Source organism: Pseudonocardia wallangbongensis (assembly GCF_054486945.1).
This window is the reverse complement of sequence record NZ_JBRERS010000013.1, coordinates 107,543-128,083: the sequence shown is the minus strand read 5'-3', so window position 1 is coordinate 128,083 and position 20,541 is coordinate 107,543. Positions and strand designations below refer to the sequence as shown.

The following is a 20,541-nucleotide window of genomic DNA, read 5'->3' as shown; positions in this document are numbered from 1 at the left end:
TTACTGCTGTTTCGGGGCGTCCAAAACAGCACTATGGATCCATAGTGCTCTCTGGGCTGGGTCGTTGCCCGGTGATCGTCCGGGCGGCGGCGCGGCACGCGTCGGTGAAGGCGGTCATGCGTCGGTGCACCGGGGTTCCACGCCGCTGCATGATCCCGATGCTGACCGGCTCGGCGTCGGCGATCGTGACGGCGAAGGCGGCGCCGGGGCGGGGCGAGACGATCTGCGGGCGCTGGTTGAGGATCGCGAACCCGTCGCCGGCCGCCACGAGCCCGCGCATGGTCTCGAAGTTGGTGGTGCGCAGGATCCGCTGGGGTCGGGCGCCGGCCCGCTTGAGCATGCCCAGCATGAAGCGGCTGGTCTCGGGCAGGTCCAGCATCACCATCGGCCGCTGCGCGAGCTCGCACAGCGTCGCGACCTCCCGGCCTGCCAGGGGGTGCCGGGCGGAGACCAGCGCGTACGGGCGGACCTCGACGAGCGCCCGGAACGTCATGTCCTCGCCGATGTCGAGCCCGTAGGTCAGGGCGACCTCGCACTGCCCGGAACGGACCGCCGCGTGCAGGCCCGTCTGGTCGGTCTCCAGCACCTCGAGCTCGATCCGGGGATGGCTGCGCTGCAGGCGGGTCAGCACCTCGGGCAGGTAGAACGGCGCGAGCGTCACGAACAGCCCCGCGTGCAGCGTCCCGGCCGGTTGGTCCTGCAGGGCCCGCCCGACCTCGCCGAGCTCGGCGGCCCGGTCCAGGAGGTCACGCGCCCGGGCGAGCAGCTCGCGACCGTTGGCCGTGAGGCCGACCCCGCGGGCCTGGTGCCGCACCAACAGCTGGCACCCGAGCTCGTGCTCGAGCTGCTGGATCGCCGAGGACAGCGTGGACTGCGACGCGTGCAGCCGCCCGGCGGCCACCGTGATGTTCCCGGTCTCGGCGGCCTCCACGAAGTACTGCAGCTGCACCAGCGTGAACCCGGGCCGAGAGGACACCGCTGACCTCCCTGCATCGAGCGGATCGATGCAGAGTAGCGAGAAGTCCCGTTTGAGGTTGTGTCCCAGGTCTCACCACACTCGACGCATGCCGACGATGTCGCGCGTAGACCTACCCGACGGGTACGACCCCGCCCTCCGCCAGGCCTACGTCGCCGCGATGGCCCGGACCGCAGCAGCGGTCAGCGTCGTCACCACCGACGGCGCGGCGGGGCGCTTCGGCCAGACGGTCAGCGCGGCGACATCGGTGACGGCGGACCCACCCGCTCTGCTGGTCTGCCTGTACCGGGCAACCGCGGCCGCGGAGGCGGTGCTGGCCAACGGGTGCTTCGCGGTCAACGTGCTCGGCCCGGCGCACCGAGCCGTGTCCGACGTGTTCGCCGGGCAGGGCGCGGTCGGTGAGCGGTACGTGTTCGACGACGCCTGGCGCCCGGCGCGAACCGGCTCCCCGATCCGCACCGACGTCCCCGCCGCCTTCGACTGCGTGCTCGGCCACACGTTCGTCGTCGGGACGCACGTCGTGTGCGTGGGGCGCGTCGTGGCCGCCACCTCCTCCGCGGTGGAGGGCCTGACCTACCGCGACCGCGGCTACGGCCGGCACCTTCCCGAACCGAGGAGCTGAGCAGCGCATGCAGCAGTGCCTGACCGAGCGTCAGCAGGAGTTCGTCGACCTCGCCGCCAAGCTGGCCGACACGTTCGCCGAACGCGCCGACGAGCACGACCGGGACAACACCTTCCCGTTCGAGAACTACGAGGACATGCGGGCCGCCGGCTTCCTGCGGCTCACGCTCCCCGAGGAGCTCGGCGGGCTCGGTGCGACGCAGGCCGAGGCGATCCCGGCGATCGAGCGCCTGGCACAGGGCGACGCGGCGACCGCGCTCGCCGTGAACATGCACATCTCGCCGCTGGGGCAGTGGTCGGCGGTCTGGCGGCGCACGCGGGACCCCCGGCTCGAGGGTTTCCTGCGCGCGGCCGCCCGGGACGAGCTGGTGTGGGCGGCCGTGACCAGCGAGATCGGCAGCCCGAACCTCATGACCGACGCCCGCACGACCGCGACGGCCGTCGAGGGCGGGTTCCTCGTCAACGGGCGCAAGAACTTCGGCACCAACACCTCGGTCGCCACGCACTGCTCCACCACCGCCCGCTACGAGGACCCCGAGCGCGGGCCGCTCCTGCTGCTCCTGCGGGCCGACCTGTCCGACCCGGCCGTCACCATCCACCAGAACTGGGACATGCTGGGGATGCGCGCGACGCAGAGCAACGACGTCGAGTTCACGGACCTGTTCGTCCCCTCCGAGAACGTCGTGCACACGCTCCCCGTCGGCCACCTCGACGCCCGCGTGTTGGAGACCGTGTTCGCCTGGGCGATGCCCGCGTTCGGCGCCGTCTACAACGGGATCGCGGTCGGTGCGCTGGAGTGGGCCAAGCGCCAGGTGGTCCGCCGCGGGACGGCCGCGCAGCCGCTGATCATGGACACCGTCGCGAAGGTGGAGATCCTGGTCGAGCAGTCCCGCGCGGTGCTGTACCGGCATGCCGAGGAGGTCGGGTCGGGCCTGCTGCGCGAGCGGCTCGGTGTGCAGGAGGGCCTTGCGCGGTGCGCCTTCGTGAAGTACGTGTGCACCAACAACGCGGTCGAGGCGCTCACCACGCTGGTCGAGGTCGTCGGCGGCGCCTCCTACGTCCGCAAGCTGCCCTTCGAGCGCATGTGGCGGGATGCTCAGGCCGGCCCGTTCATGCCGTTCGCCAACCACGCCGCGCGCGAGCTCATCGGCGCGACGTCGGTGGGCGTCGCGCTCGCCCCGACCACAGAGGGAGACCGAGGATGACCGACGACGCCGAGTACCTGCGCACCCTGTTCTGCATCGGCGTGCGGGACGCGTTCTTCGCGGCGGGAGCCGACGAGCGCAAGGCCGTGTTCGACGAGTCCCGGCGCGCGTTCGACGACCTGGGCGGCCGCTTCGGCGTGCGCGTGCTGGGCACGATGGACGACGACGAGTCCATGGTCGGCCCGTCGACGGGGTTCCCGTGGACCTGCTACATCCTGGCCGACGTCCCGGACTACGCGACCGTCGGCCGGATCTGCGGGATCATCCGGGACCACCCCGTCGGCGACCACCAGCTCTGGCACTACTTCACCGTCCAGGCGCGCGTGGGTCGGCAGCTGTTCTTCGGCAACGCGTGATGGAGCGGACCGCCGTCGTCACCGGCGCCGGGCAGGGCATCGGCGCCGCCGTGGCGGCGGACCTGCACTCGCGGGGGCACCGGGTCGCGCTCCTCGACATCGACGCGCAGTTGGCGGCCGGCACGGCCGAGCGGATCGGGCCGGGGGCCGCCGCCTTCGCGGCCGACGTAAGAGATCCCGCTGCGGTCCGCGCGGCCCTCGACGCCGTCCGGGAGCGGTTCGGCACTCCCGAGATCCTGGTGAACAACGCCGCCCGCACGGTGCCGAGGCCGATCTGGGAGATCGAGCTCGACGAGTGGGACGACGTGCTGGCGACCAACCTCCGCAGCGTCTTCCTGCTGACCCGCGAGCTGGCGCCCCCGATGCGCGAGCGCGGCTTCGGCCGCATCGTGAACATGGCGTCGCTGGCCGGCCAGCAGGGCGGCCTCGTCGCGGGCGCGCACTACGCCTCGTCCAAGGCGGGGATCCTCGTGCTGACGAAGATCTTCGCGAAGGAGCTGGCCGCGTCCGGCGTCACGGTGAACGCCATCGCCCCGGCGGCGACACGGACCCCGGCGATGGACGGGATGGACCCCGACCGGCTGCGCGCCGCCGAGGCGGCGATCCCCGTGGGCCGCTTCGGCCGGGCCGAGGAGGTGGCCGGGCTGGTCGGCTACCTCTGCGGCGAGGACACGGGGTTCATCACCGGCGCCACCTTCGACGTCAACGGCGGTGTGTTCATGCGGTAGAGGTGACACGCCCGACCGGCGGAGCGGGGCACGATGACACGATGGCGAAGCACCACACGGCTCGCGGAGTCGATGCAGCGGTCTCGGTCAACCCGATGTTCGCGCGTTCCGGGGAGGTCGCCGCGGTGCCGAGGCACCGGCTCCCCGACGGGCCGATGGACCCGGCGACCGCCTACCAGGTCGTCCACGACCACCTCATGCTCGACGGGAACGCGCGCCTCAACCTGGCGACGTTCGTGACGACGTGGATGGAGCCCGAGGCCGACCGGCTGATGGCCGAGTGCTTCGACAAGAACATGATCGACAAGGACGAGTACCCGCAGACCGCAGAGCTAGAGACACGCTGCGTGAACATGCTCGCCGCCTTGTGGAACGCGCCGACGAGCGACTCACAGGCCGTCGGCTGCTCGACGATCGGGTCGAGCGAGGCGGCGATGTTCGCCGGGCTCGCGCTCAAGCGGCGCTGGCAGCAGCGGCGCCGGGCCGCGGGCGCCGACACCGCCCGGCCCAACCTCGTCATGGGGATCAACGTCCAGGTCTGCTGGGACAAGTTCTGCAACTACTTCGAGGTGGAGCCGCGGCTCGCCCCGATGGAGGGCGAGCGGTTCCACCTCGACGCCGAGCAGGCCGTCGGCCTGTGCGACGAGAACACCATCGGGGTCGTCGCGGTGCTCGGCTCCACGTTCGACGGCAGCTACGAACCGGTTGCCGAGATCGCGGCCGGGCTGGACGGCCTCCAGGCCCGCACCGGCCTCGACGTCCCGGTGCACGTCGACGGGGCGTCCGGCGGCATGGTCGCGCCGTTCCTCGACCCCGACCTGCCGTGGGACTTCCGGCTGCCGCGCGTGGCGTCGATCAACACGTCGGGGCACAAGTACGGGCTCGTCTACCCGGGCGTCGGCTGGGTGCTGTGGCGCGACGCCGACGCGCTGCCGGACGAGCTGGTCTTCAAGGTCAACTACCTCGGTGGGGAGATGCCGACCCTCGCCCTGAACTTCTCCCGGCCCGGCGGGCAGGTGGTGGCGCAGTACTACACGTTCCTGCGGCTGGGGCGGGAAGGGTTCCGCCAGGTCCAACAGGAGTGCCGGGACGTCGCCAGCTACACCGCGGACCGCCTCGCGGAGCTGGGCCCGTTCCGGCTGCTCACCCGCGGCGACGAGCTCCCCGTGTTCGCGTGCACGCTGCACGACGACGTCACGAACTTCAGCGTCTTCGACGTCTCGGCCGGGCTGCGGGAGCGCGGCTGGCAGGTGCCCGCGTACACGTTCCCCGCCAACCGGGAGGACCTCGCCGCCCTGCGCGTCGTGGTGCGCAACGGCACCGGCCGCGAGATGGCCGACCTCCTGCTGGAGGACATCACCCGACTGCTCCCCCGGCTGCAGCGGCAGCCCGGCCCCGCCAGGGGTGCGGACGCGGCGGGCTTCGACCACGCCTCCGCGCACCGCAAGACCTGACCCCCGATCGTCACGACGGGATCCGGGCGAGCGCCAGCACAGCCGACACGACCAGGTAGCCACCCAGCGTTCCGAAGAAGCCGATGACGATCACCCGCAGGTGCCGCCGGAGCCAGGCGAGGCCCTGTTCGAGGAGCTCCCGCGACACCTCCGGCCGGTAGACCGACAGCAACAGCGCGATGATCGCGAGGCTGAACCAGATGGCGTTGTAGATCGCCACCTGGAACAGCCCGTTCACGACACCCGGCTTGGTGGCGACGATCGCGTTGAGCGCGGCCAGGTAGACCAGGCCCGGAAGGTGCGTGAGCACGCCGGCCACCGCGGCACCGAACGGTGTGGGATCCACCAACCTGCGCCGCAGCCAACCGTTCCGCTCGGGTGCCGCGGCGCGGTGCCGGGGCAGCCATCCGGCCCATGCACATGCGGCGCAGCCCAGCGAGCACACGCCGAGCACGAGGTCGAACAGCGGGTGGACCGCCGACGCCGCACGCGTCGAGTGCAGCCCGCCGAAGGTCACGACGACGAGCGTCCCGATCGCGAGGCTGAACGCGAGCCCCGCCGCGAGGTACGCCACCAGGAGGTGCCGCGGGCGCTCCGTCGACAGAATCGCGACCACGGCGGCCGTGCTCGTCGGACGGACAACGGCGGTCAGGGCGAGTACGAGAGCCTCCGTGCTCATGTCGCCCGAACCGCGTTCAGGAGTTCAGGATCCGGTCCTTCTGCTGCTGGAACTCGGCCTCGGTGAGCACACCCTGGCTCTTCAGCTCGCCCAGCTGCTTCAGCTGCTTCAGCTGCTCGTCCATCCCCCCGGCGGCTGCCGGCTCGCGCTCGGCGGGTTCCTGCGCGGTGTACTGCTGCTGGTCCTTGCGGGCCCACCGGCCGGCCTGCCGCCGCGACACGCGGTTGGACACCGCCGTGGCCGTTCCGGCGACGACCGCCGTGCGGGCGATTCCACGAAGCAGACCAGGCATGGTGATCGTCCTCTCGGGTGTCGGGGCATCTCAGGAGTTGGCGGGCTCGACGCCCTCGACCGCGTCGAGCGCGTCGAGCAGGGCCCCGACGGGGATGCGGCCACTCGCCACCAGCTCGGCTCCTACCCGGCGGGCCGCGGTCGCGAACGGGATCGCCCACAGGTTCTCGTACAGCACGATCAATGCAGCGCTGCCCGGCTCGATCGCACCGGCGGCATCGTCCAGATCGTCCCGAGCCACGACCCCCGACGTCGCGCCCTCCAGCACCAGTAGGTCGAGCTCGCCGTCGCCGTCGAGATCGGCGACGCCGAGAGCGGTGACCGACCCGTCGGTCTCCTTGCGGATGAAGGCGAGGTCGAGGATGCGCAAGGTGCCCCGGTCGACCAGGTCGAGGATGCGTTGCAGCACATCCCCCGGAATCCGCGCATCCGGGAACTCGACGACGACGTAGTCGACCGGCCCCATCACGTCCAGCTCGTCGCCCATCCCGCCTCCTCGGTCCGGCACTTCTCGCCTCGGATGCTCAACCCTGCGCTCCCCCGTGGCCTCACCTCCTGCGGATGAACCAGCGGCGGTCTCCTGCCGAGCGGGCGGGCCGCTCGGTCGCTCCGCGAGCCGGGGGCGTCAGCGCGAGAGCAGTTCGCTGATCCGCTCCGGGGCGAGCACCAGGTCGGCCAGCAGCAGCGCGCTGCCCACCAACCCGGCGCCGGTGCCCAGCCGGCTCGGCACGATCTGCAGCCGGGCGGTGGCGAGCGGGAGGGACCGCCGGTAGACGTGCTCGCGGATGCCGGCGAGCAGCGGGTCGCCCGCTCCGGCGGCGACCTGCCCGCCGAGCACGATGACCCGCGGGTTGAGCAGGCTGACCGCCTCGGCCACCGCACCTCCGAGTAACCGGCCCGCGCGGCGCAGGAAGCGCGCGGCGTCCGGGTTGCCGGAGGCGGCCAGCGCCAGCGCGCCGTCGACGCTCGCGACGTCGTGCCCGGTCTCGCGCAGGTCGCGGACCAGCGCCCACCCGCCCGCGTACGCCTCGAGACAGCCGACGTTGCCGCAGCGGCACATCGGCGGGGACGCGGTGCCGGGGACGGCGAGCTGCACGTGCCCGATGTCGCCCGCGGCCCCGTCGGCGCCGCGGTAGACGCGGCCGCCCGCGATGATGCCCGAGCCGATCCCGGTGCCCACCTTGAGCATGAGCAGCGTCTCCGCGTCGGGGTGCACGGCGCGGTGCTCGCCGAACGCCATCGCGTTGACGTCCTTGTCGACCATCACGTGGCACGGATAGCGCGGCGCGAACCAGCCGCGGATGTCGAACCGGTCCCAGCCGGTCATGATCGGGGGGCTGACGACGAGGCCGGCCGCGAAGTCGACGGGGCCCGGCACGTCCAGCCCGATGCCGTGCACCGCGTCGGCGCCGCGCCCCGCCTCGTCGAGCATGTCGCGGAAGAACCCGTCGACCACCTCGAGGACGGCCTGCGGGCCCTCGGCGACGTCGATCGTCCTCGTCCGCTCCAGCGCCACCGCACCCGCGAGGTCGCACAGGGCTGCCCGCAGGCCGGTGGCGCCGACGTCCGCGACGAGCAGCACGCCGCGTCCGGAGTGGAACGCGAAGGTGCCCGCGGGCCGGCCTCGCCCCGGTGCCTCCTCACGGTGCTCCCCCGCCGGCACGACGAAACCGTGGGCGAGCAGCGCGTCGAGCCGCTGGTTCACGGTGGACCGGGAGAGCCCGGTGCGGTGCATCACGTCGGCCCTGGTCTGCGGCCCGGCGCTGCGGAACAGCGCGAGCACCTCACCCACCGACTGCACGGGCCTCAGGCTAATAGGACATCGACCAGACAGAAAGAGCGAGATTTTTGCTTGACAGAAGTTAGAAGTAGGGGTGTCATGCGTACGTCGGTCCGGCTGGGCGGAGGAACGGTCATGCAGATCCGGAGGCGTGCTCTCATCGCCACGGCGCTGGCGGCGGGCGTCGCCATGGCGCTCACGGCCTGCGGGGGCGGCGACAGCGGGGGCGCGGCCCCGGCCACGGTCGCCGCGGTGATCAAGGGCCTGGACAACCCGTTCTTCCAGGCCATGGAGGAGGGCATCACCGACGAGAGCGCCGCGGCGGGCGTGCAGTCCACCGTCCAGGCGGCGACGTCGATCACCGACACCACCGGCCAGGCCGACAAGCTCACCGGGCTCGCCGGGCAGGACTTCGGCTGCTACATCGTCAACCCGATCTCCGGCACGAACCTCGTGCAGGGCCTCGCCCAGCTCGCGGCGGCGGGCAAGACGGTGGTCAACATCGACAGCCCGGTCGACCCGGCCGCGGCCCAGGCCGCAGGCGTGCAGCTCGCCACCTACATCGGCACCGACAACGTGGCCGCCGGGAAGCTCGCCGCGGAGCAGATGGGGAAGGCCCTGCCCGGCGGCGGACCGGTGGCCGTCATCGGCGGCATCCCGGGCGACGTCACCAGCGGCGCCCGCATCGAGGGGTTCGAGGCCGGCCTGACGAACGGCGTCACCGTGCTGCAGGAGGTGGCCGCCAACTGGGAGCGCCAGGAGGCGCTCACCCAGGCCACCACGATCCTCTCCGCCCACCCGGACGTGAAGGGCTTCTTCGCCGCCAACGACGACATGGGCCTCGGCATCACGCGGGCCGTCGCGAACGCCGGCAGGACCGGCCAGATCGCGGTGATCAGCGTCGACGGCAACCCGGACGCCCTCACCGCCGTGGCCAACGGCGAGCTCGCCGCCACCGTGGCGCAGTACCCGTACGTGATCGGGCAGATGGGCGTCGACGCCTGCACCGCCGCCGCGAGCGGCGCGACGCTGCCGGCGAAGGTCGACGCCCCGGTCCAGGTCGTCACGAAGGACAACGCGCAGCAGGCGATCGAGTCGGCCCCGAAGCCGCCCGCGCCCTACGACAACCCGTTCACCGCGAAGTGACGAGCACCGCCACCGCGAAGCCGCCGATCACGGCGGTATGGCGCGACCCCGGCCGGTGGGCCGACCGCGCCGCCGCGGTGGGCCTGGTGGTGCTGCTGGTCGTGTTCCAGCTGCTCGACCCGGGGTTCCTGGCCATCGGCAACATCCGTTCGATGCTCCTGGCCTCGGCCATCCTCGTCGTGCTGTCGATCGGGCAGGCCTTCGTCGTCGCCACCGGCGGCATCGACCTCTCGGTCGCCTCGACGATGACGTTCGCCGCCGTGCTGTTCGGGTTCGGCTTCGCCCACGGGTGGGGTCTGCCGCTGTGCTGCGTCGTCGCGCTCGTCGGCGGCACGGCGGTCGGGGTCGTGAGCGGGGTCCTCATCGGCCACGGCCGCATCACGGACTTCGTCGTCACGCTCGGCGCGCTCTCCGCGGCGTCCGGCGCCGCGCTGGTCATCGCCGACGGCAAGCCCGTCACCGTGATCGACGCCGGGCTGCTCCGGCTCTCGGCGGGCGGGATCGGGCCGATCGGCTGGTCGGTGCTCGTGGCGGCGGTGCTCGCCGCCGTCGCGCACGTCGTGCTCTTCCGCACCCGGGTCGGCACGCACGTGCTGGCCGCGGGCGGCAACCCCGAGGCCGCCGTCGCCACCGGCATCAGCGTGGCCCGGATCAAGGTCCTCGTGTATGCGGCGAGCGGGCTGCTCGCCGGCATCGCGGCGATCCTGCTGGTGTCGCGCGTCGGTGCGGCCGAGCCGGCGTCGAACACGTCGTTCCTGCTCAACTCGGTGGCCGCGGTGGTGCTCGGCGGGGTCAGCCTCGCGGGCGGCCGAGGCGGCATTGCCGGCCCGGTGCTCGGTGCGCTGCTGCTCACCGTGCTCGCGAACGGCCTGACGATGCTCGGCGTCTCGCCCTTCTACCAGCCGCTCGCCGTCGGCGTGGTCGTCGTGGCGGCGGCGTTCCTGACGAGGTGGCGGCGATGAGCGCGCTCCTGGCCGTCGAGGACCTGTCCCTGTCGTTCGGCAGCGTCACCGCGCTGCGCGAGGTCACCCTCTCGGTGGCGCCGGGCGAGATCACCGCACTGGTCGGCGACAACGGGGCCGGCAAGTCGACCCTCGTGCGCTGCATGTCGGGTGTGCACCGACCCGACAGCGGCCGGATCCTGCTCGACGGCGAGCCGGTCGCGTTCCGCTCCGCCGAGGACGCCCGGCACGCCGGCATCGAGACCGTGCACCAGAACCTCGCGCTGGTCGAGGACCTCACGGTCTGGCAGAACCTGTTCCTCAACCGCGAGCTGACGCGCGGGCCGTTCCTCGACCGTGCCGCGATGCGGCGGCGGGCGCAGGAGATGGTCTCGGAGCTGGCCGTCAACGTCCCGGCGGTCGGTTCGCGGGTGCGGCGGCTGTCGGGCGGGCAGCGCCAGGCCGTCGCGATCTGCCGGGCCGCCGGGTTCGACTCCCGGCTCGTGATCATGGACGAGCCCACCGCGGCGCTGGGCGTGCAGGAGACCGAGCGCGTCGAGCACCTCATCCGCGGCCTGCGCGACCGCGGGCGCGCCGTCCTGCTGATCAGCCATGATTTCCAACAGGTGCTGCGCCTGTCCGACCAGGTCTGGGTGATGCGCTCCGGTCGCTGCGTCGGCGGCAGGCGCACCGCCGAGACCACCGGCGAGGAGATCGTCTCGCTGGTCACCGGCGCGCTCGCAGGCTGAACGAAGGGATCCAACGTGACCAACCCGATCGGCGTCCACGCCCTCGTGTGGGTGGGCGACACCGGCCCCGCCGCGGTGCGCGAGGCGGTGGGCAAGACGGCGGCCGCCGGCTACGACCTGCTGGAGCTCTCGCTCCACGACGCGAAGCACCTGGACACCGCCGCTGCCCGGGCCGACCTGGAGGCCGCGGGAATCGGGGTGGCGTGCTCGCGCGGGCTCGCGTTCGACGCGGACGTCTCCAGCACCGACCCCGCCGTCGTCGACCGCGGCGCGCAGCTGCTCGCCGACTCGTTGACCACCACGCGGGAGCTCGGCGCCACGATCCTCACCGGCGCGCTCTTCAGCGCGCTCGGCAAGTACTCCGCCCCCCTGTCGGACGGCGGGCGGGCCAACGTGGTGCGGGTGCTGCGCGAGCTGGCCGCCGAGGCCGCGGGGCACGGCATGACGCTCGGGCTGGAGATCTGCAACCGCTACGAGACCAATGTGATCAACACGGCGCACGACGCGCTGCGCCTGGCCGACGACATCGGCGCCGACAACGTGCTGATCCACCTGGACACGTACCACATGAACATCGAGGAGGACGACCTCGTCCGCCCGGTGTACGAGGTGGGCTCGCGGCTCGGCTACGTGCACATCGGCGAGAACCACCGGGGCTACCTCGGCTCCGGGCACCTGGACTTCGGCGCGTTCTTCCACGCACTGGCCGACGTGGGCTACCAGGGCCCGATCACGTTCGAGTCGTTCTCGTCGGCGGTCGTGTCGCCCGGGCTGTCGAGCGACCTGGCCGTCTGGCGGAACCTGTGGTCCGACGGCGCCGACCTCGCGGCCCACGCCCGCACCTACATCGCGGGCCGGCTCGCGGCCGCGCGTCCGCGGTGACCCTGTCCGACCTCGTCACCCGGGCGGCCGCGCTCGCGGCCGGCCCGGGCCGGGCGGTCCTCGGGATCACCGGCAGCCCGGGCGCCGGCAAGTCGACGCTCGTCGAGGCGCTCCTGCGCGAGCTTCCCCCCGAGCGGGTGGCGCACGTGCCGATGGACGGGTTCCACCTCGCCGACGTCGCCCTGCGCGCGCTCGGACGCCTCGACGCGAAGGGCGCGCCCGACACGTTCGACGTCGGCGGCTACATCGCGCTGCTGCGCAGGCTCCGCGCCGACGCCGAGGACGTGGTCTACGCGCCGGCGTTCGAGCGGGACCTGGAGCAGCCCCTGGCCGGTGCGATCGCCGTGCCCCGCGCGGCCCGGCTCGTCCTCACCGAGGGCAACTACCTGCTCGTGGAGTCGGGCCGGTGGCCCGAGGTGGCGGCGCGGCTGGACGAGGTCTGGTTCTGCGACCCGGACCCGGAGACCCGCCTCGCCCAGCTCGTCGCCCGGCACGTCGCGTTCGGCAAGGCGCCGGACCACGCCCGGGCCTGGGTGGCCGCGGTGGACGAGCCGAACGCGAAGCTGGTGGAGTCCACGCGCAGCCGCGCCGACCTGGTCGTTCCCGCTCCAGTGCTGGAGGCGCTCGGCCCGTCATGACGCCGGGGCTATCGCATGTCGTAAGCCTCGTCTAACGTGCCTGTTCGTGTCGGCTAACACCGCCCTCCGGGAAGAGCCCCCTCTGGGCGGGCTGCGCGGTCGCCTGCTGCTCCTCGGCCCGGCCTTCGTGGCGGCGATCGCCTACGTCGACCCGGGCAACTTCGCCACGAACTTCTCCGCGGGCTCGGCGTACGGCTACCTCCTGGTCTGGGTGATCGTCACCGCCAACCTCATGGCGATGGTGATCCAGTCGCTGTCGGCCAAGCTGGGCCTGGCCACAGGCCGGAACCTGTGCGAGGTCTCGCGGCAGGAGTTCCGCCGGCCCGTCGTGTGGGGCCTGTGGGCGCAGGCCGAGCTCGTGGCGATGGCCACCGACCTGGCCGAGGTGATCGGCGGCGCCATCGCGCTCAACCTGCTGTTCGGGATCCCGCTCTTCCAGGGCGGGCTCATCACGGGCCTGGTGGCGTTCGTGCTGCTCGGCCTGCACACCCGCGGCTACCGCCGCTTCGAGCTGGCCATCGGCGGGTTGTTCGCGGTGATCGTCATCGGGTTCTTCGTCAACCTGGGCCGGGTGGACGTCGACACCCCGGCCGCCGTCTCGGGCCTGGTGCCCGGGTTCGCCGGCACCGACAGCGTGCTGCTCGCCACCGGCATCCTCGGCGCCACCGTGATGCCGCACGTCATCTACCTGCACTCGGCGCTGACCCAGGACCGCACCCGCCTGCCGGCGACGTCGACGCGGCGGCTGCTGCGCTACCAGCGCATCGACGTAGCCCTCGCCATGGGGCTCGCCGGGCTCGTGAACCTGTCCATGCTGCTGATCGCCGCCGCGCTGTTCCACGACACCGGCACCGAGGCCGACACCCTGGCCGGTGTGCACAGCGGGCTGGCCGCGGTGGACGGCGTCGCGGCCCTCGCGTTCGCGCTGGCGTTGCTGGCGTCCGGCTTCGCCTCCTCCGGCGTGGGCACCCTCGCCGGGCAGGTCGTGCTCCAGGGCTACCTGCAGCGCCGCATCCCGCTCCTGCTGCGGCGCGCCCTCACGCTGGCGCCGGCGCTCGCGGTGCTCGCGATCGGCGTCGACCCGACCCGGGCGCTGGTGCTGTCCCAGGTCGTGCTCTCGTTCGGGATCCCGTTCGCGCTGGTCCCGCTGGTCCTGCTCACCCGGCGCCGCGACGTCATGGGCGACCTGGTCAACCGCCGCACCACCACGATCGGCGCGAGCGTGATCGCCGCGGTGATCATCGGCCTGAACGCGTTCCTCCTGGTCCAGGTGCTGGCCGGGGGCGCCCCCGGCGGGTGAGCGGAAAGGGCGCGACGGGCCGGGACCCCGCTGATACCGTGCCTGCGGCCGTGACACCAGGTGAGGAGGTGAGACCCATGAACGTTGGATCGATGTGGGTGCTCCCCCTCGTCGTCACGGCCGGGCGAACGACGTAGGTGTCGCCGGGAGCGCCTCGAAGACCAGGCACTCCCGAAAGGCGACAACCATGAGCTCTCTTCATCTCGCCGGCGAGACCTCGTCCGACGGCATCGTCGAGCGCGACTTCACCCTGGGCGAGGTCACCGGCGCCCTCTGGTCACCCGCGTCCGGCGCCGGCCGCGCGCCCCTCGTGCTGATGGGCCACGGCGGCGGCACGCACCGGAAGGCACCGGCGATGACCGGACGCGCCCACCTCCTCGTGACCGGCTGCGGTTTCCACGTCGCGACCATCGACGCGCCCGGGCACGGCGGCCGCCCCCGCACGGAGCACGACGAGCGGGAGATCGCCGCGATGTTCCGGGCGAGGGAGGCGGGCGACCCGGAAGGCCCGATCGTCGTCCGCTACAACGCCCACCTCGCGGAGCGCGCCGTACCGGAATGGCGGGCGACCCTCGGCGCCCTCCAGGAGCTGCCGGAGATCGGTGACGGCGGCCCGGTCGGCTACTGGGGCCTCAACATGGGCACCGCGATCGGCGTGCCGCTGGTGGCGGTCGAACCCAGGATCACCGCGGCCGTCTTCGGCCTCCACTGGCCCGACGCCCTGGCCGAGCCGGCGAGCCGGATCACGATCCCGATCGAGTTCGACATGCAGTGGGACGACGAGCACATCGACCGCCGAGCCGGTCTCGCACTGTTCGACGCCTTCGCATCGAAGGAGAAGTCCCTGCACGTCAACACCGGCCGGCACAAGGAGCTGCCGAGGTTCGAGGCCGACAGCGGGGTCCGGTTCCTCGCCCGGCACCTCGGCCGGGCGAGTACAGCGGCGTGAGGTGCGCCGGCCCGTGATCGGTCGGATCGGGACATCAGCTGCACTGGTGCAGCCCATGTCCCGTTTCCGTCGATCACACCCGCCATCCGAGCCGACGCTCGCGCAGCTGCCGCCCTGCTCCTGCTGATCAGATGTTCGCAACCGCCCTGCGGAGGGCGCCGAAGCGAGGCACAATCACGCGGCTCGAACCGGCAGGGTCGCTAGCCCGGGAGCCGCACGCCCCTCGCCTCCAGCCGCGGCAGCACCTCCTGGGCGAAGTACTCCAGCTCGCCGACGTAGTCGACGAAGGACAGCGTCATCCCGCCGAAGCCGGCGCGGTGGAACCGCTCGATCTCGGCGGCGACGTCGTCGGGCGTGCCGACCAGGGGGCAGCTGCCGTGACCGGCCGCGAACCGGGCCCGGAAGGTCGCGAGCATCTCCGGGGTGAACGACTGGGCGTGCAGGCCCTGCAGCCGCATGAGGTTGTCCACCGCGGCCCAGTCGGCGTTCTCGTCGGCGTAGTAGCGCAGGTACTCCTCCGCCTCGCGCCGGGTGGGCCGGCACACCACGTGCCCGAGCGTGAACACGCCCACCGACCGGCCGTAGTCCTCGTCGGCGCGCTTCCGGATCCCCCGCACGATCTCGGCACCGTCCTCCGGGCCTGCGACGATCGTGAACGCGAAGTCGGCGTTGCGGGCGGCGAACCCGCGGCCCTGGCCCGACGAGCCCGCGTTCAGCACGGGCAGCGGCCCGGCGTACGGCTTCGGCATGCCCTCGACGCCGTGGAGGGTGAAGAACCGGCCGTCGTGGTCGAACGACCCGGGCTCGGTCCAGATCCTGCGGATGACCTCCCACCACTCCTGGGCCAGCGCGTAGCGGTCGTCGTGGTCGCTGGGCAGCTCGACGCCGAACGCCCGGTACTCCGGCTCGTTCCAGCCGGCCACGATATTGACGCCGGCCCGCCCCTGCCCGATCTGGTCGATCGTGGCGAGCTGCTTCGCCGTGACCACCGGGTGGTTGAACGCGGTGTGGACCGTCGAGAACACGGTGATCCGCCGCGTGTGCGCGAGCAGGGCCGCCGCCGACGCCACCGGGTCGAGCACGCCCTCGTGGAAGTTGGTGTCCCCGCCGTAGCCGATCCACCGCGCGATCGGCAGCAGGAAGTCGATGCCCACCTCGTCGGCGAGGCGCGCGAGCCGCAGGTTGTCCTCCCAGCTGCCCGACCAGCGCTCCGGGACGCGGGTCACCGCGAGCCCCGACGAGCAGTTCGCGGAGAACAGCCCGAGCTTGAACTCCTTCCCGTCGGTGATGGTCCTCGGCATCGTCACGCTCCAGGGTCGTCGGGCCGCCGGCGGCATGATCGCACGGTGGCGGGGCCGTCAGCGCTCGCCCGGGACGCGCTGCTGGGGAAGCGGGCCGTCCACCCGCAGCTCGTCCTCCTGCCGGGCCGGCGCGGCGAACACGAAGGCGCGCCGCTCGGCCTCCTCGCGGGAGTCCGCGTACGCGACGTGGTCCGCGACGCCCGGCACGAACGTCCGCGCGCCCAGGGTGACGACCGGACCGATGACGCCCGCGGGATCGTCCTCGACCCGCTCCCACCCGACGACCCGTCCGACGTACGGCTCGAGGCGCCCGGCCACGACGACGATTGCGAACAGCGGGTACGGCTGAACCACGAAGTTGGGGACCACATGAGCCTCTGCGTCCGCGGACCGCACGGTGTTACGGCCTGAAGGCGCGGCGAGCGCAGGTGCCGACCGGTCGCCTCGTACGGTAGAGCCATGTACCCGCAGCTCGCCGTGGCGCTCGCGCTGGCCTCGGCGGTCTGCTACGCGCTGTCGGCGGTGCTGCAGGAGCGGGAGGCGTCCCGGCAACAGGCAGGCGGGTTGGCGCTCGTCGCCCGCCTGGCCCGCCGCCGCGGCTGGTGGGCCGCTCTCGCCGCGACGGGCGTCGGGGCCCTGCTCCACCTCGCCGCGGTCGGCGCAGGACCGCTGGTCGTCGTGCAGCCGATCGGGGTGTCGACCCTGGTCATCGCGCTGGTGATCGGTTCGCGGCTGGGTCGGCGGCGCGTTGCGGCCCGGTCGTGGGCCGGGGCCGCGTGCGTCATCGCCGGGTTGCCCGCGGTGCTGGCCGCGGTCCCGCACGATGCCGGGGAGCAGAGCGGCAACGCCGCGGGGTACTGGCAGGTCGCGGCGGTCCTGGCGGTGGTCGTGGCGCTGGCGCTGGTCACCGCCCTGGTGCTCGGCGCCCGGAGCCGCTCGCACGTCGCGGGCATCGCCTACGCGGCCGCCGCCGCCGTGTGCTTCGGCTTCACCTCGGCCACGGCGAAGACCATCTGGCTCGGCCACCTCGAGGTGCCGCGGATCGCGGTCGGCGTCGTGGTGGTCTGCCTCGGCACGGTGCTCGCCCAGCACGCCTACCGCGACGGTGGGCTGGGGGCACCGCTCGCGGTGCTCACGCTGCTCGACCCGTTCACCGCGGGCGCGATGGGCATGCTCGTCATCGGCGAGTCGTTCGGCACCACCCCGATCACCCTGGCCATCGGGGTGGCCGGCGCACTGGCCACCTCCATCGGGGTCGGGCTGCTGTCCGCGCGGCCCGCGGCCGCACCGCCGGGCGCCGCGCCCGCCGGGCCCCCGGGGGAACCGCTCGCGGCGCCCGCCGGCGGGGCCGCGACGTGACCGTCGTCGTCCGACGACGGCTCGCACGCACCCTGCTCGTGATCATGTCGTTGGGCACCGCCCTCAGCGCGTGCGGCGCGGACGCCGCGCCGGCCGGTCCGCCCCCGGTGGTCACGGCACCCCCGGTGGTCACGACGGTCGCGGACCCGGACTCCCTGCCGGGCATGCCGCCGGTGACCGACCCGCACAACGTCTACGCGAACGCGGGCGCCGGCATGCTCTCCGCCGCCGCGAAGACAGCGAAACCGCTGGTCTACGTGCCGCACACGAAGTCCGGCGAGGTCCGAGTGATCGACCCGGCCACCTTTGCGACGGTCGGGACCCACCACCTCGGCGGCGAGCTGCAGCACGTCGTCCCGTCCTGGGACATGACCACGCTCTACGCCACCGACGACACCGGGAACAGGATCGTCCCGTTCGACCCCACCACGGGGACGCCCGGCGCCGCGATCAGGGTGCTCGATCCGTACAACATGTACTTCACCCCCGACGGCACGGTCGCGATCTCGGTCGCCGAGCGGCTCCGTCGGCTCGTCTTCTACGACCCGCGCACCTGGACGCAGCTCGGCGAGCTGCGCACCCCGGACTGTGCCGGGATCGACCACGCCGAGTTCAGCCCGGACGGGCGCACCGCCGTGTTCACCTGCGAGTTCGCCGGCCGCGTCGCCGTCGTGGACGTCGCGGGCCGGACGCTGCTGCGGATGATCGACATGCCGCGCCGCAACACGTCCATGGGCCCGCAGGACATCAAGCTCGCGCCCGACGGCTCGGTCTTCTACATCGCCGACGCCGAGCAGAACGGGCTGTGGGTCCTCGACGGGGCCGCCACGACGGTCGTCCGGGAGATCCCGACCGGACACGGCGCCCACGGGCTCTACCTCTCCCGCGACGCCGCGAGGCTCTTCGTCACCAACCGCCACGAGGGCTCCGTGAGCGTGCTCGACGCGTACACCGGCGCACCGATCACGAAGTGGCAGATCCCCGGTGGCGGGAGCCCCGACATGGGCAACGTGACCGCCGACGGCTCCCAGCTGTGGCTCTCCGGGCGCTACGACCGGTCCGTCTACGTGCTCTCGACGGCCGACGGGCACCTCATCCAGAAGATCGCCGTCGGGAACGGCCCGCACGGGCTCTGCGTCTGGCCGCAGCCCGGGCGGTACTCCCTGGGCCACACCGGCATCACCCGGTAGCGGTCCCGATCACCGCGCGAGCAGCCGGCCGGGGTTCGTCACGAGCATCCGGTGGATGTCCGCCTCGGTGGCCCCGCCGGCGCGCAGCATCGGCAGCACCCGGCGGGGGATGTTCTCGTAGTGCCAGTGCGGGGTGTGGGCCGCGCGCCACGACGGTGGGGTCATCCGGCTGAAGCAGGCCGCGTCGTGCGACAGGACCATCCGGTCCGCGTAGCCGAGCCGGAGCAGGGCGAGGACGGTGGCGACGCGGCGGTCGTCGGGGAGGACGTGTTCCATCCCGAACCGGTCCATGCCGATCGTGGCGCCCTCGTCCATGAGCTGCCGGAGGTGGTCGACGTCGTCGGTGTCGCCGGAGTGGCCGATGACGATCCGCTCGGGCGGGACGCCCCGGGCCCGCAGGAACGCCAGCTGCTCCAGCCCGTTGCGCAGTGCCGGCCTGCTGTGCGTGGTCACGGTGACCCCGGTCCGCCGGTGCGCCTCGGCGGCCGCGGTCAGCACCCGGACGACGTCGTCGGTGAGACCTTCCTCGTCGGTGACGACCTTGATCATGCCCGCCTTGACGCCCGTCCCGGCGATCCCCTCCACGATGTCGTGCACGAAGTACTCGACGAGCGGGTCCGGGCCGTCGACGAGCCGGCCGGGGCCGTGGGTCCGGAAGAACGGCGGCAGCACGTTCGAGGTGTAGTAGCCGGTGGCGGCCACCAGGTGCACCGGGACCCGTTCGGCGACCCTCGCGACCCGGGCGACGTCGCGTCCCAGGCCGAGCACGGTCAGGTCGACGACCGTGCGGATCCCCAGGTCGTGTGCCCGGGTCAGCGCGGCGACCGCCCCCTCGACCGCCTCCACGGGATCCCACTCCGGGTGCGGGTGGTTGAGATCGAGCTCGGGGCTGCCGACGAAGACGTGCTCGTGGATCAACGTCGGGCCGAGCTCCCCGGCGGGAACCGACCCCCGGAACGTCGGAACGGTCACGCGGCCGACCCGCGGATCGCCTCGTAGACGGTGAGCTGCTCGGGGCTGAGGTTGGCACGCAGGTACGGCTCCACCCGGGCCCGGAACGCGGCCACGTCGACGTCGTCGACCACCTGGAACTGGCCGCCGGTCCGCCACCCGTCGAGGATCTTCTTCTCGTCCTGCTCGACGCATCCGGGCACCTGCGCGACGGCCGTGTCGACCGCCCGCGACAGCGCCTCCTGCTGCTGCGGGTTCAGCTCGTTCCACACCGGTCCGACGAGGACCAGGTTCGAGTTCTCCTGGTGGCGCGACAGGCTGATGTAGTCCTGGACCTCGCCGAGGTTCAGCGCGTCGATGTTGACGATCGGGTTCTCCTGGCCGTCGACGATCCCCTGCTGCAGCGACAGGTAGAGCTCCTCGTAGGCGACCTCGGTGGGGTTGGCGCCCAGCGCCGCGGCGTTCATGAGGAACTGCGGGGAGTTCGGGAAGCGCATCCGGAGGTTCGCGAGGTCCTCCGGGCGGCGGATCGGCTGGTTGGCGGTGAACTGCCGGGAGCCCGCCGACCACGCTCCGAGGACGGTCACCCCGGTGGCCTCGGCGAACCCGTCGGTCAGCGGCTTGGACGCGTCGCTGCCGAAGAAGCGCGCGAGGTGCGCGCCGTCGTCGAAGGCGTAGGCGGCGTCGACGACGCTCATCGGGTCGTACACGGCTCCGAGCGCGGAGGCGCCCTGGATGTCCAGGTCGATGTCACCGGACATCACCGACTGGATCCGGTCGGCGTCACCACCGAGCTGGCTGCTCGGGAAGACCTGCACCGTGAGGCCCACGTTCGCCGCCGCGACCTCGTCCGCGATGACCTTGGCCCCGCAGCGGTGCTGGGGCTGCTGCTCGTTGTAGCTGTGGGCGAGGGTCAGCTCGATGTTCTCGGCGCCGCCCTGTTCCCCGGCCGATCCGCCACCCCCGCCACATGCCGTGCCGAGGAACAGCGGGAGGGTGAGGACCGCGACGAATGCACGGCGGCGGCACTGCTGCGTGAACATGG

23 protein-coding genes are annotated in these 20,541 nt (G+C 72.7%); 14 read left to right on the top strand and 9 right to left on the bottom strand.

Going from position 1 to position 20,541, the window contains the following annotated elements:
* Positions 1–31: 31 nt before the first annotated feature.
* The gene (locus ACU436_RS34545) at positions 32–976 is read right to left on the bottom strand and encodes a LysR substrate-binding domain-containing protein (protein WP_459031269.1); all 945 of its coding nucleotides are present in this window, start codon (positions 974–976) and stop codon (positions 32–34) included.
* Between the two features lie 88 nt (positions 977–1,064).
* Here ACU436_RS34545 and ACU436_RS34540 point away from each other — a divergent pair, with 88 nt between their 5' ends.
* The 5 genes from ACU436_RS34540 to ACU436_RS34520 are packed head-to-tail and all read left to right on the top strand — an operon-like array spanning position 1,065 to position 5,340.
* Positions 1,065–1,598, top strand: coding sequence for a flavin reductase family protein (locus ACU436_RS34540; protein WP_459031268.1), 534 nt, complete (start codon positions 1,065–1,067; stop codon positions 1,596–1,598).
* A 7-nt stretch (positions 1,599–1,605) separates the two neighbouring features.
* Positions 1,606–2,802: an acyl-CoA dehydrogenase family protein gene (locus ACU436_RS34535; protein WP_459031267.1), complete on the top strand. Its 1,197-nt coding sequence runs from the start codon at positions 1,606–1,608 to the stop codon at positions 2,800–2,802.
* Positions 2,799–3,158: a hypothetical protein gene (locus ACU436_RS34530; RefSeq protein ID WP_459031266.1), complete on the top strand. Its 360-nt coding sequence runs from the start codon at positions 2,799–2,801 to the stop codon at positions 3,156–3,158. Before ACU436_RS34535 ends, ACU436_RS34530 begins: the two co-directional genes overlap by 4 nt.
* Positions 3,158–3,886 carry an SDR family NAD(P)-dependent oxidoreductase gene (locus tag ACU436_RS34525; protein WP_459031265.1) on the top strand — a complete coding sequence of 243 codons (729 nt, stop codon included), beginning with the start codon at positions 3,158–3,160 and terminating at the stop codon, positions 3,884–3,886. Before ACU436_RS34530 ends, ACU436_RS34525 begins: the two co-directional genes overlap by 1 nt.
* A 41-nt stretch (positions 3,887–3,927) precedes the next feature.
* Positions 3,928–5,340, top strand: a complete 1,413-nt coding sequence (locus ACU436_RS34520; protein WP_459031264.1) for a glutamate decarboxylase — start codon at positions 3,928–3,930, stop codon at positions 5,338–5,340.
* 10 nt (positions 5,341–5,350) lie between these two features.
* On the opposite strand, the gene ACU436_RS34515 is transcribed toward ACU436_RS34520, so the two are convergent.
* The 4 genes from ACU436_RS34515 to ACU436_RS34500 form a co-directional block, all read right to left on the bottom strand.
* Complete coding sequence (locus tag ACU436_RS34515) at positions 5,351–6,019, bottom strand: GAP family protein (protein ID WP_459031263.1); 669 nt, start codon at positions 6,017–6,019, stop codon at positions 5,351–5,353.
* 16 nt (positions 6,020–6,035) lie between these two features.
* Positions 6,036–6,311, bottom strand: coding sequence for an SHOCT domain-containing protein (locus tag ACU436_RS34510; protein ID WP_459031262.1), 276 nt, complete (start codon positions 6,309–6,311; stop codon positions 6,036–6,038).
* 30 nt (positions 6,312–6,341) lie between these two features.
* Complete coding sequence (locus ACU436_RS34505; protein WP_459031261.1) at positions 6,342–6,797, bottom strand: DUF6325 family protein; 456 nt, start codon at positions 6,795–6,797, stop codon at positions 6,342–6,344.
* A 138-nt stretch (positions 6,798–6,935) separates the two neighbouring features.
* Complete coding sequence (locus ACU436_RS34500) at positions 6,936–8,111, bottom strand: ROK family protein (protein WP_459031260.1); 1,176 nt, start codon at positions 8,109–8,111, stop codon at positions 6,936–6,938.
* A gap of 114 nt (positions 8,112–8,225) precedes the next feature.
* Between ACU436_RS34500 and ACU436_RS34495 the strand changes: the two genes are divergently transcribed.
* The 7 genes from ACU436_RS34495 to ACU436_RS34465 all read left to right on the top strand — a co-directional run bounded on the left by ACU436_RS34495 (position 8,226) and on the right by ACU436_RS34465 (position 14,695).
* Complete coding sequence (locus ACU436_RS34495) at positions 8,226–9,236, top strand: substrate-binding domain-containing protein (protein WP_459031259.1); 1,011 nt, start codon at positions 8,226–8,228, stop codon at positions 9,234–9,236.
* Positions 9,233–10,198, top strand: coding sequence for an ABC transporter permease (locus ACU436_RS34490; protein ID WP_459031258.1), 966 nt, complete (start codon positions 9,233–9,235; stop codon positions 10,196–10,198). Before ACU436_RS34495 ends, ACU436_RS34490 begins: the two co-directional genes overlap by 4 nt.
* Positions 10,195–10,926, top strand: coding sequence for an ATP-binding cassette domain-containing protein (locus ACU436_RS34485; protein ID WP_459031257.1), 732 nt, complete (start codon positions 10,195–10,197; stop codon positions 10,924–10,926). Before ACU436_RS34490 ends, ACU436_RS34485 begins: the two co-directional genes overlap by 4 nt.
* Positions 10,927–10,941: 15 nt before the next feature.
* The gene (locus tag ACU436_RS34480; protein WP_459031256.1) at positions 10,942–11,808 is read left to right on the top strand and encodes a sugar phosphate isomerase/epimerase family protein; all 867 of its coding nucleotides are present in this window, start codon (positions 10,942–10,944) and stop codon (positions 11,806–11,808) included.
* Positions 11,805–12,446 (top strand): nucleoside/nucleotide kinase family protein, encoded by a 642-nt coding sequence (locus tag ACU436_RS34475; protein WP_459031255.1) that lies wholly within the window; start codon positions 11,805–11,807, stop codon positions 12,444–12,446. Before ACU436_RS34480 ends, ACU436_RS34475 begins: the two co-directional genes overlap by 4 nt.
* 46 nt (positions 12,447–12,492) lie before the next feature.
* Positions 12,493–13,746 (top strand): Nramp family divalent metal transporter, encoded by a 1,254-nt coding sequence (locus ACU436_RS34470; RefSeq protein ID WP_459031254.1) that lies wholly within the window; start codon positions 12,493–12,495, stop codon positions 13,744–13,746.
* A gap of 187 nt (positions 13,747–13,933) precedes the next feature.
* Complete coding sequence (locus tag ACU436_RS34465; protein WP_459031253.1) at positions 13,934–14,695, top strand: alpha/beta hydrolase family protein; 762 nt, start codon at positions 13,934–13,936, stop codon at positions 14,693–14,695.
* 200 nt (positions 14,696–14,895) lie between these two features.
* Here the strand turns inward: ACU436_RS34465 and ACU436_RS34460 are convergent, their stop codons facing one another.
* Entirely contained in the window at positions 14,896–15,996 is a 1,101-nt protein-coding gene (locus ACU436_RS34460; RefSeq protein ID WP_459031252.1) for an LLM class flavin-dependent oxidoreductase, read from the bottom strand.
* A 57-nt stretch (positions 15,997–16,053) separates the two neighbouring features.
* Positions 16,054–16,350 (bottom strand): hypothetical protein, encoded by a 297-nt coding sequence (locus ACU436_RS34455; protein WP_459031251.1) that lies wholly within the window; start codon positions 16,348–16,350, stop codon positions 16,054–16,056.
* Between the two features lie 105 nt (positions 16,351–16,455).
* Here ACU436_RS34455 and ACU436_RS34450 point away from each other — a divergent pair, with 105 nt between their 5' ends.
* Together ACU436_RS34450 and ACU436_RS34445 are read left to right on the top strand one after the other, a co-directional pair.
* Positions 16,456–17,355 carry a DMT family transporter gene (locus ACU436_RS34450; RefSeq protein WP_459031250.1) on the top strand — a complete coding sequence of 300 codons (900 nt, stop codon included), beginning with the start codon at positions 16,456–16,458 and terminating at the stop codon, positions 17,353–17,355.
* Positions 17,352–18,545: a YncE family protein gene (locus tag ACU436_RS34445; RefSeq protein WP_459031249.1), complete on the top strand. Its 1,194-nt coding sequence runs from the start codon at positions 17,352–17,354 to the stop codon at positions 18,543–18,545. The genes ACU436_RS34450 and ACU436_RS34445 overlap by 4 nt, the downstream gene beginning before the upstream one ends.
* Before the next feature lie 9 nt (positions 18,546–18,554).
* Here ACU436_RS34445 and ACU436_RS34440 read toward each other — a convergent pair whose 3' ends face one another.
* A complete protein-coding gene (locus ACU436_RS34440) occupies positions 18,555–19,517 on the bottom strand; it encodes a phosphotriesterase family protein (protein ID WP_459031248.1) in 963 nt (320 codons plus the stop codon).
* On the bottom strand, positions 19,514–20,539 hold the full coding sequence (locus ACU436_RS34435) for a DctP family TRAP transporter solute-binding subunit (RefSeq protein ID WP_459031247.1): 1,026 nt from the start codon (positions 20,537–20,539) through the stop codon (positions 19,514–19,516). The genes ACU436_RS34440 and ACU436_RS34435 overlap by 4 nt, the downstream gene beginning before the upstream one ends.
* Between the last annotated feature and the right edge of the window lie 2 nt (positions 20,540–20,541).

Bases quoted from the DNA above. Each gene is read 5' to 3' on its own strand.
- ACU436_RS34540 (WP_459031268.1), top strand. From the start codon at position 1,065: ATGCCGACGATGTCGCGCGTAGACCTACCCGACGGGTACGACCCCGCC.
- ACU436_RS34535 (WP_459031267.1), top strand. From the start codon at position 1,606: ATGCAGCAGTGCCTGACCGAGCGTCAGCAGGAGTTCGTCGACCTCGCC.
- ACU436_RS34530 (WP_459031266.1), top strand. From the start codon at position 2,799: ATGACCGACGACGCCGAGTACCTGCGCACCCTGTTCTGCATCGGCGTG.
- ACU436_RS34525 (WP_459031265.1), top strand. From the start codon at position 3,158: ATGGAGCGGACCGCCGTCGTCACCGGCGCCGGGCAGGGCATCGGCGCC.
- ACU436_RS34520 (WP_459031264.1), top strand. From the start codon at position 3,928: ATGGCGAAGCACCACACGGCTCGCGGAGTCGATGCAGCGGTCTCGGTC.
- ACU436_RS34515 (WP_459031263.1), bottom strand. From the start codon at position 6,019: ATGAGCACGGAGGCTCTCGTACTCGCCCTGACCGCCGTTGTCCGTCCG.
- ACU436_RS34510 (WP_459031262.1), bottom strand. From the start codon at position 6,311: ATGCCTGGTCTGCTTCGTGGAATCGCCCGCACGGCGGTCGTCGCCGGA.
- ACU436_RS34505 (WP_459031261.1), bottom strand. From the start codon at position 6,797: ATGGGCGACGAGCTGGACGTGATGGGGCCGGTCGACTACGTCGTCGTC.
- ACU436_RS34495 (WP_459031259.1), top strand. From the start codon at position 8,226: ATGCAGATCCGGAGGCGTGCTCTCATCGCCACGGCGCTGGCGGCGGGC.
- ACU436_RS34485 (WP_459031257.1), top strand. From the start codon at position 10,195: ATGAGCGCGCTCCTGGCCGTCGAGGACCTGTCCCTGTCGTTCGGCAGC.
- ACU436_RS34465 (WP_459031253.1), top strand. From the start codon at position 13,934: ATGAGCTCTCTTCATCTCGCCGGCGAGACCTCGTCCGACGGCATCGTC.
- ACU436_RS34460 (WP_459031252.1), bottom strand. From the start codon at position 15,996: ATGCCGAGGACCATCACCGACGGGAAGGAGTTCAAGCTCGGGCTGTTC.
- ACU436_RS34450 (WP_459031250.1), top strand. From the start codon at position 16,456: ATGTACCCGCAGCTCGCCGTGGCGCTCGCGCTGGCCTCGGCGGTCTGC.
- ACU436_RS34435 (WP_459031247.1), bottom strand. From the start codon at position 20,539: ATGTTCACGCAGCAGTGCCGCCGCCGTGCATTCGTCGCGGTCCTCACC.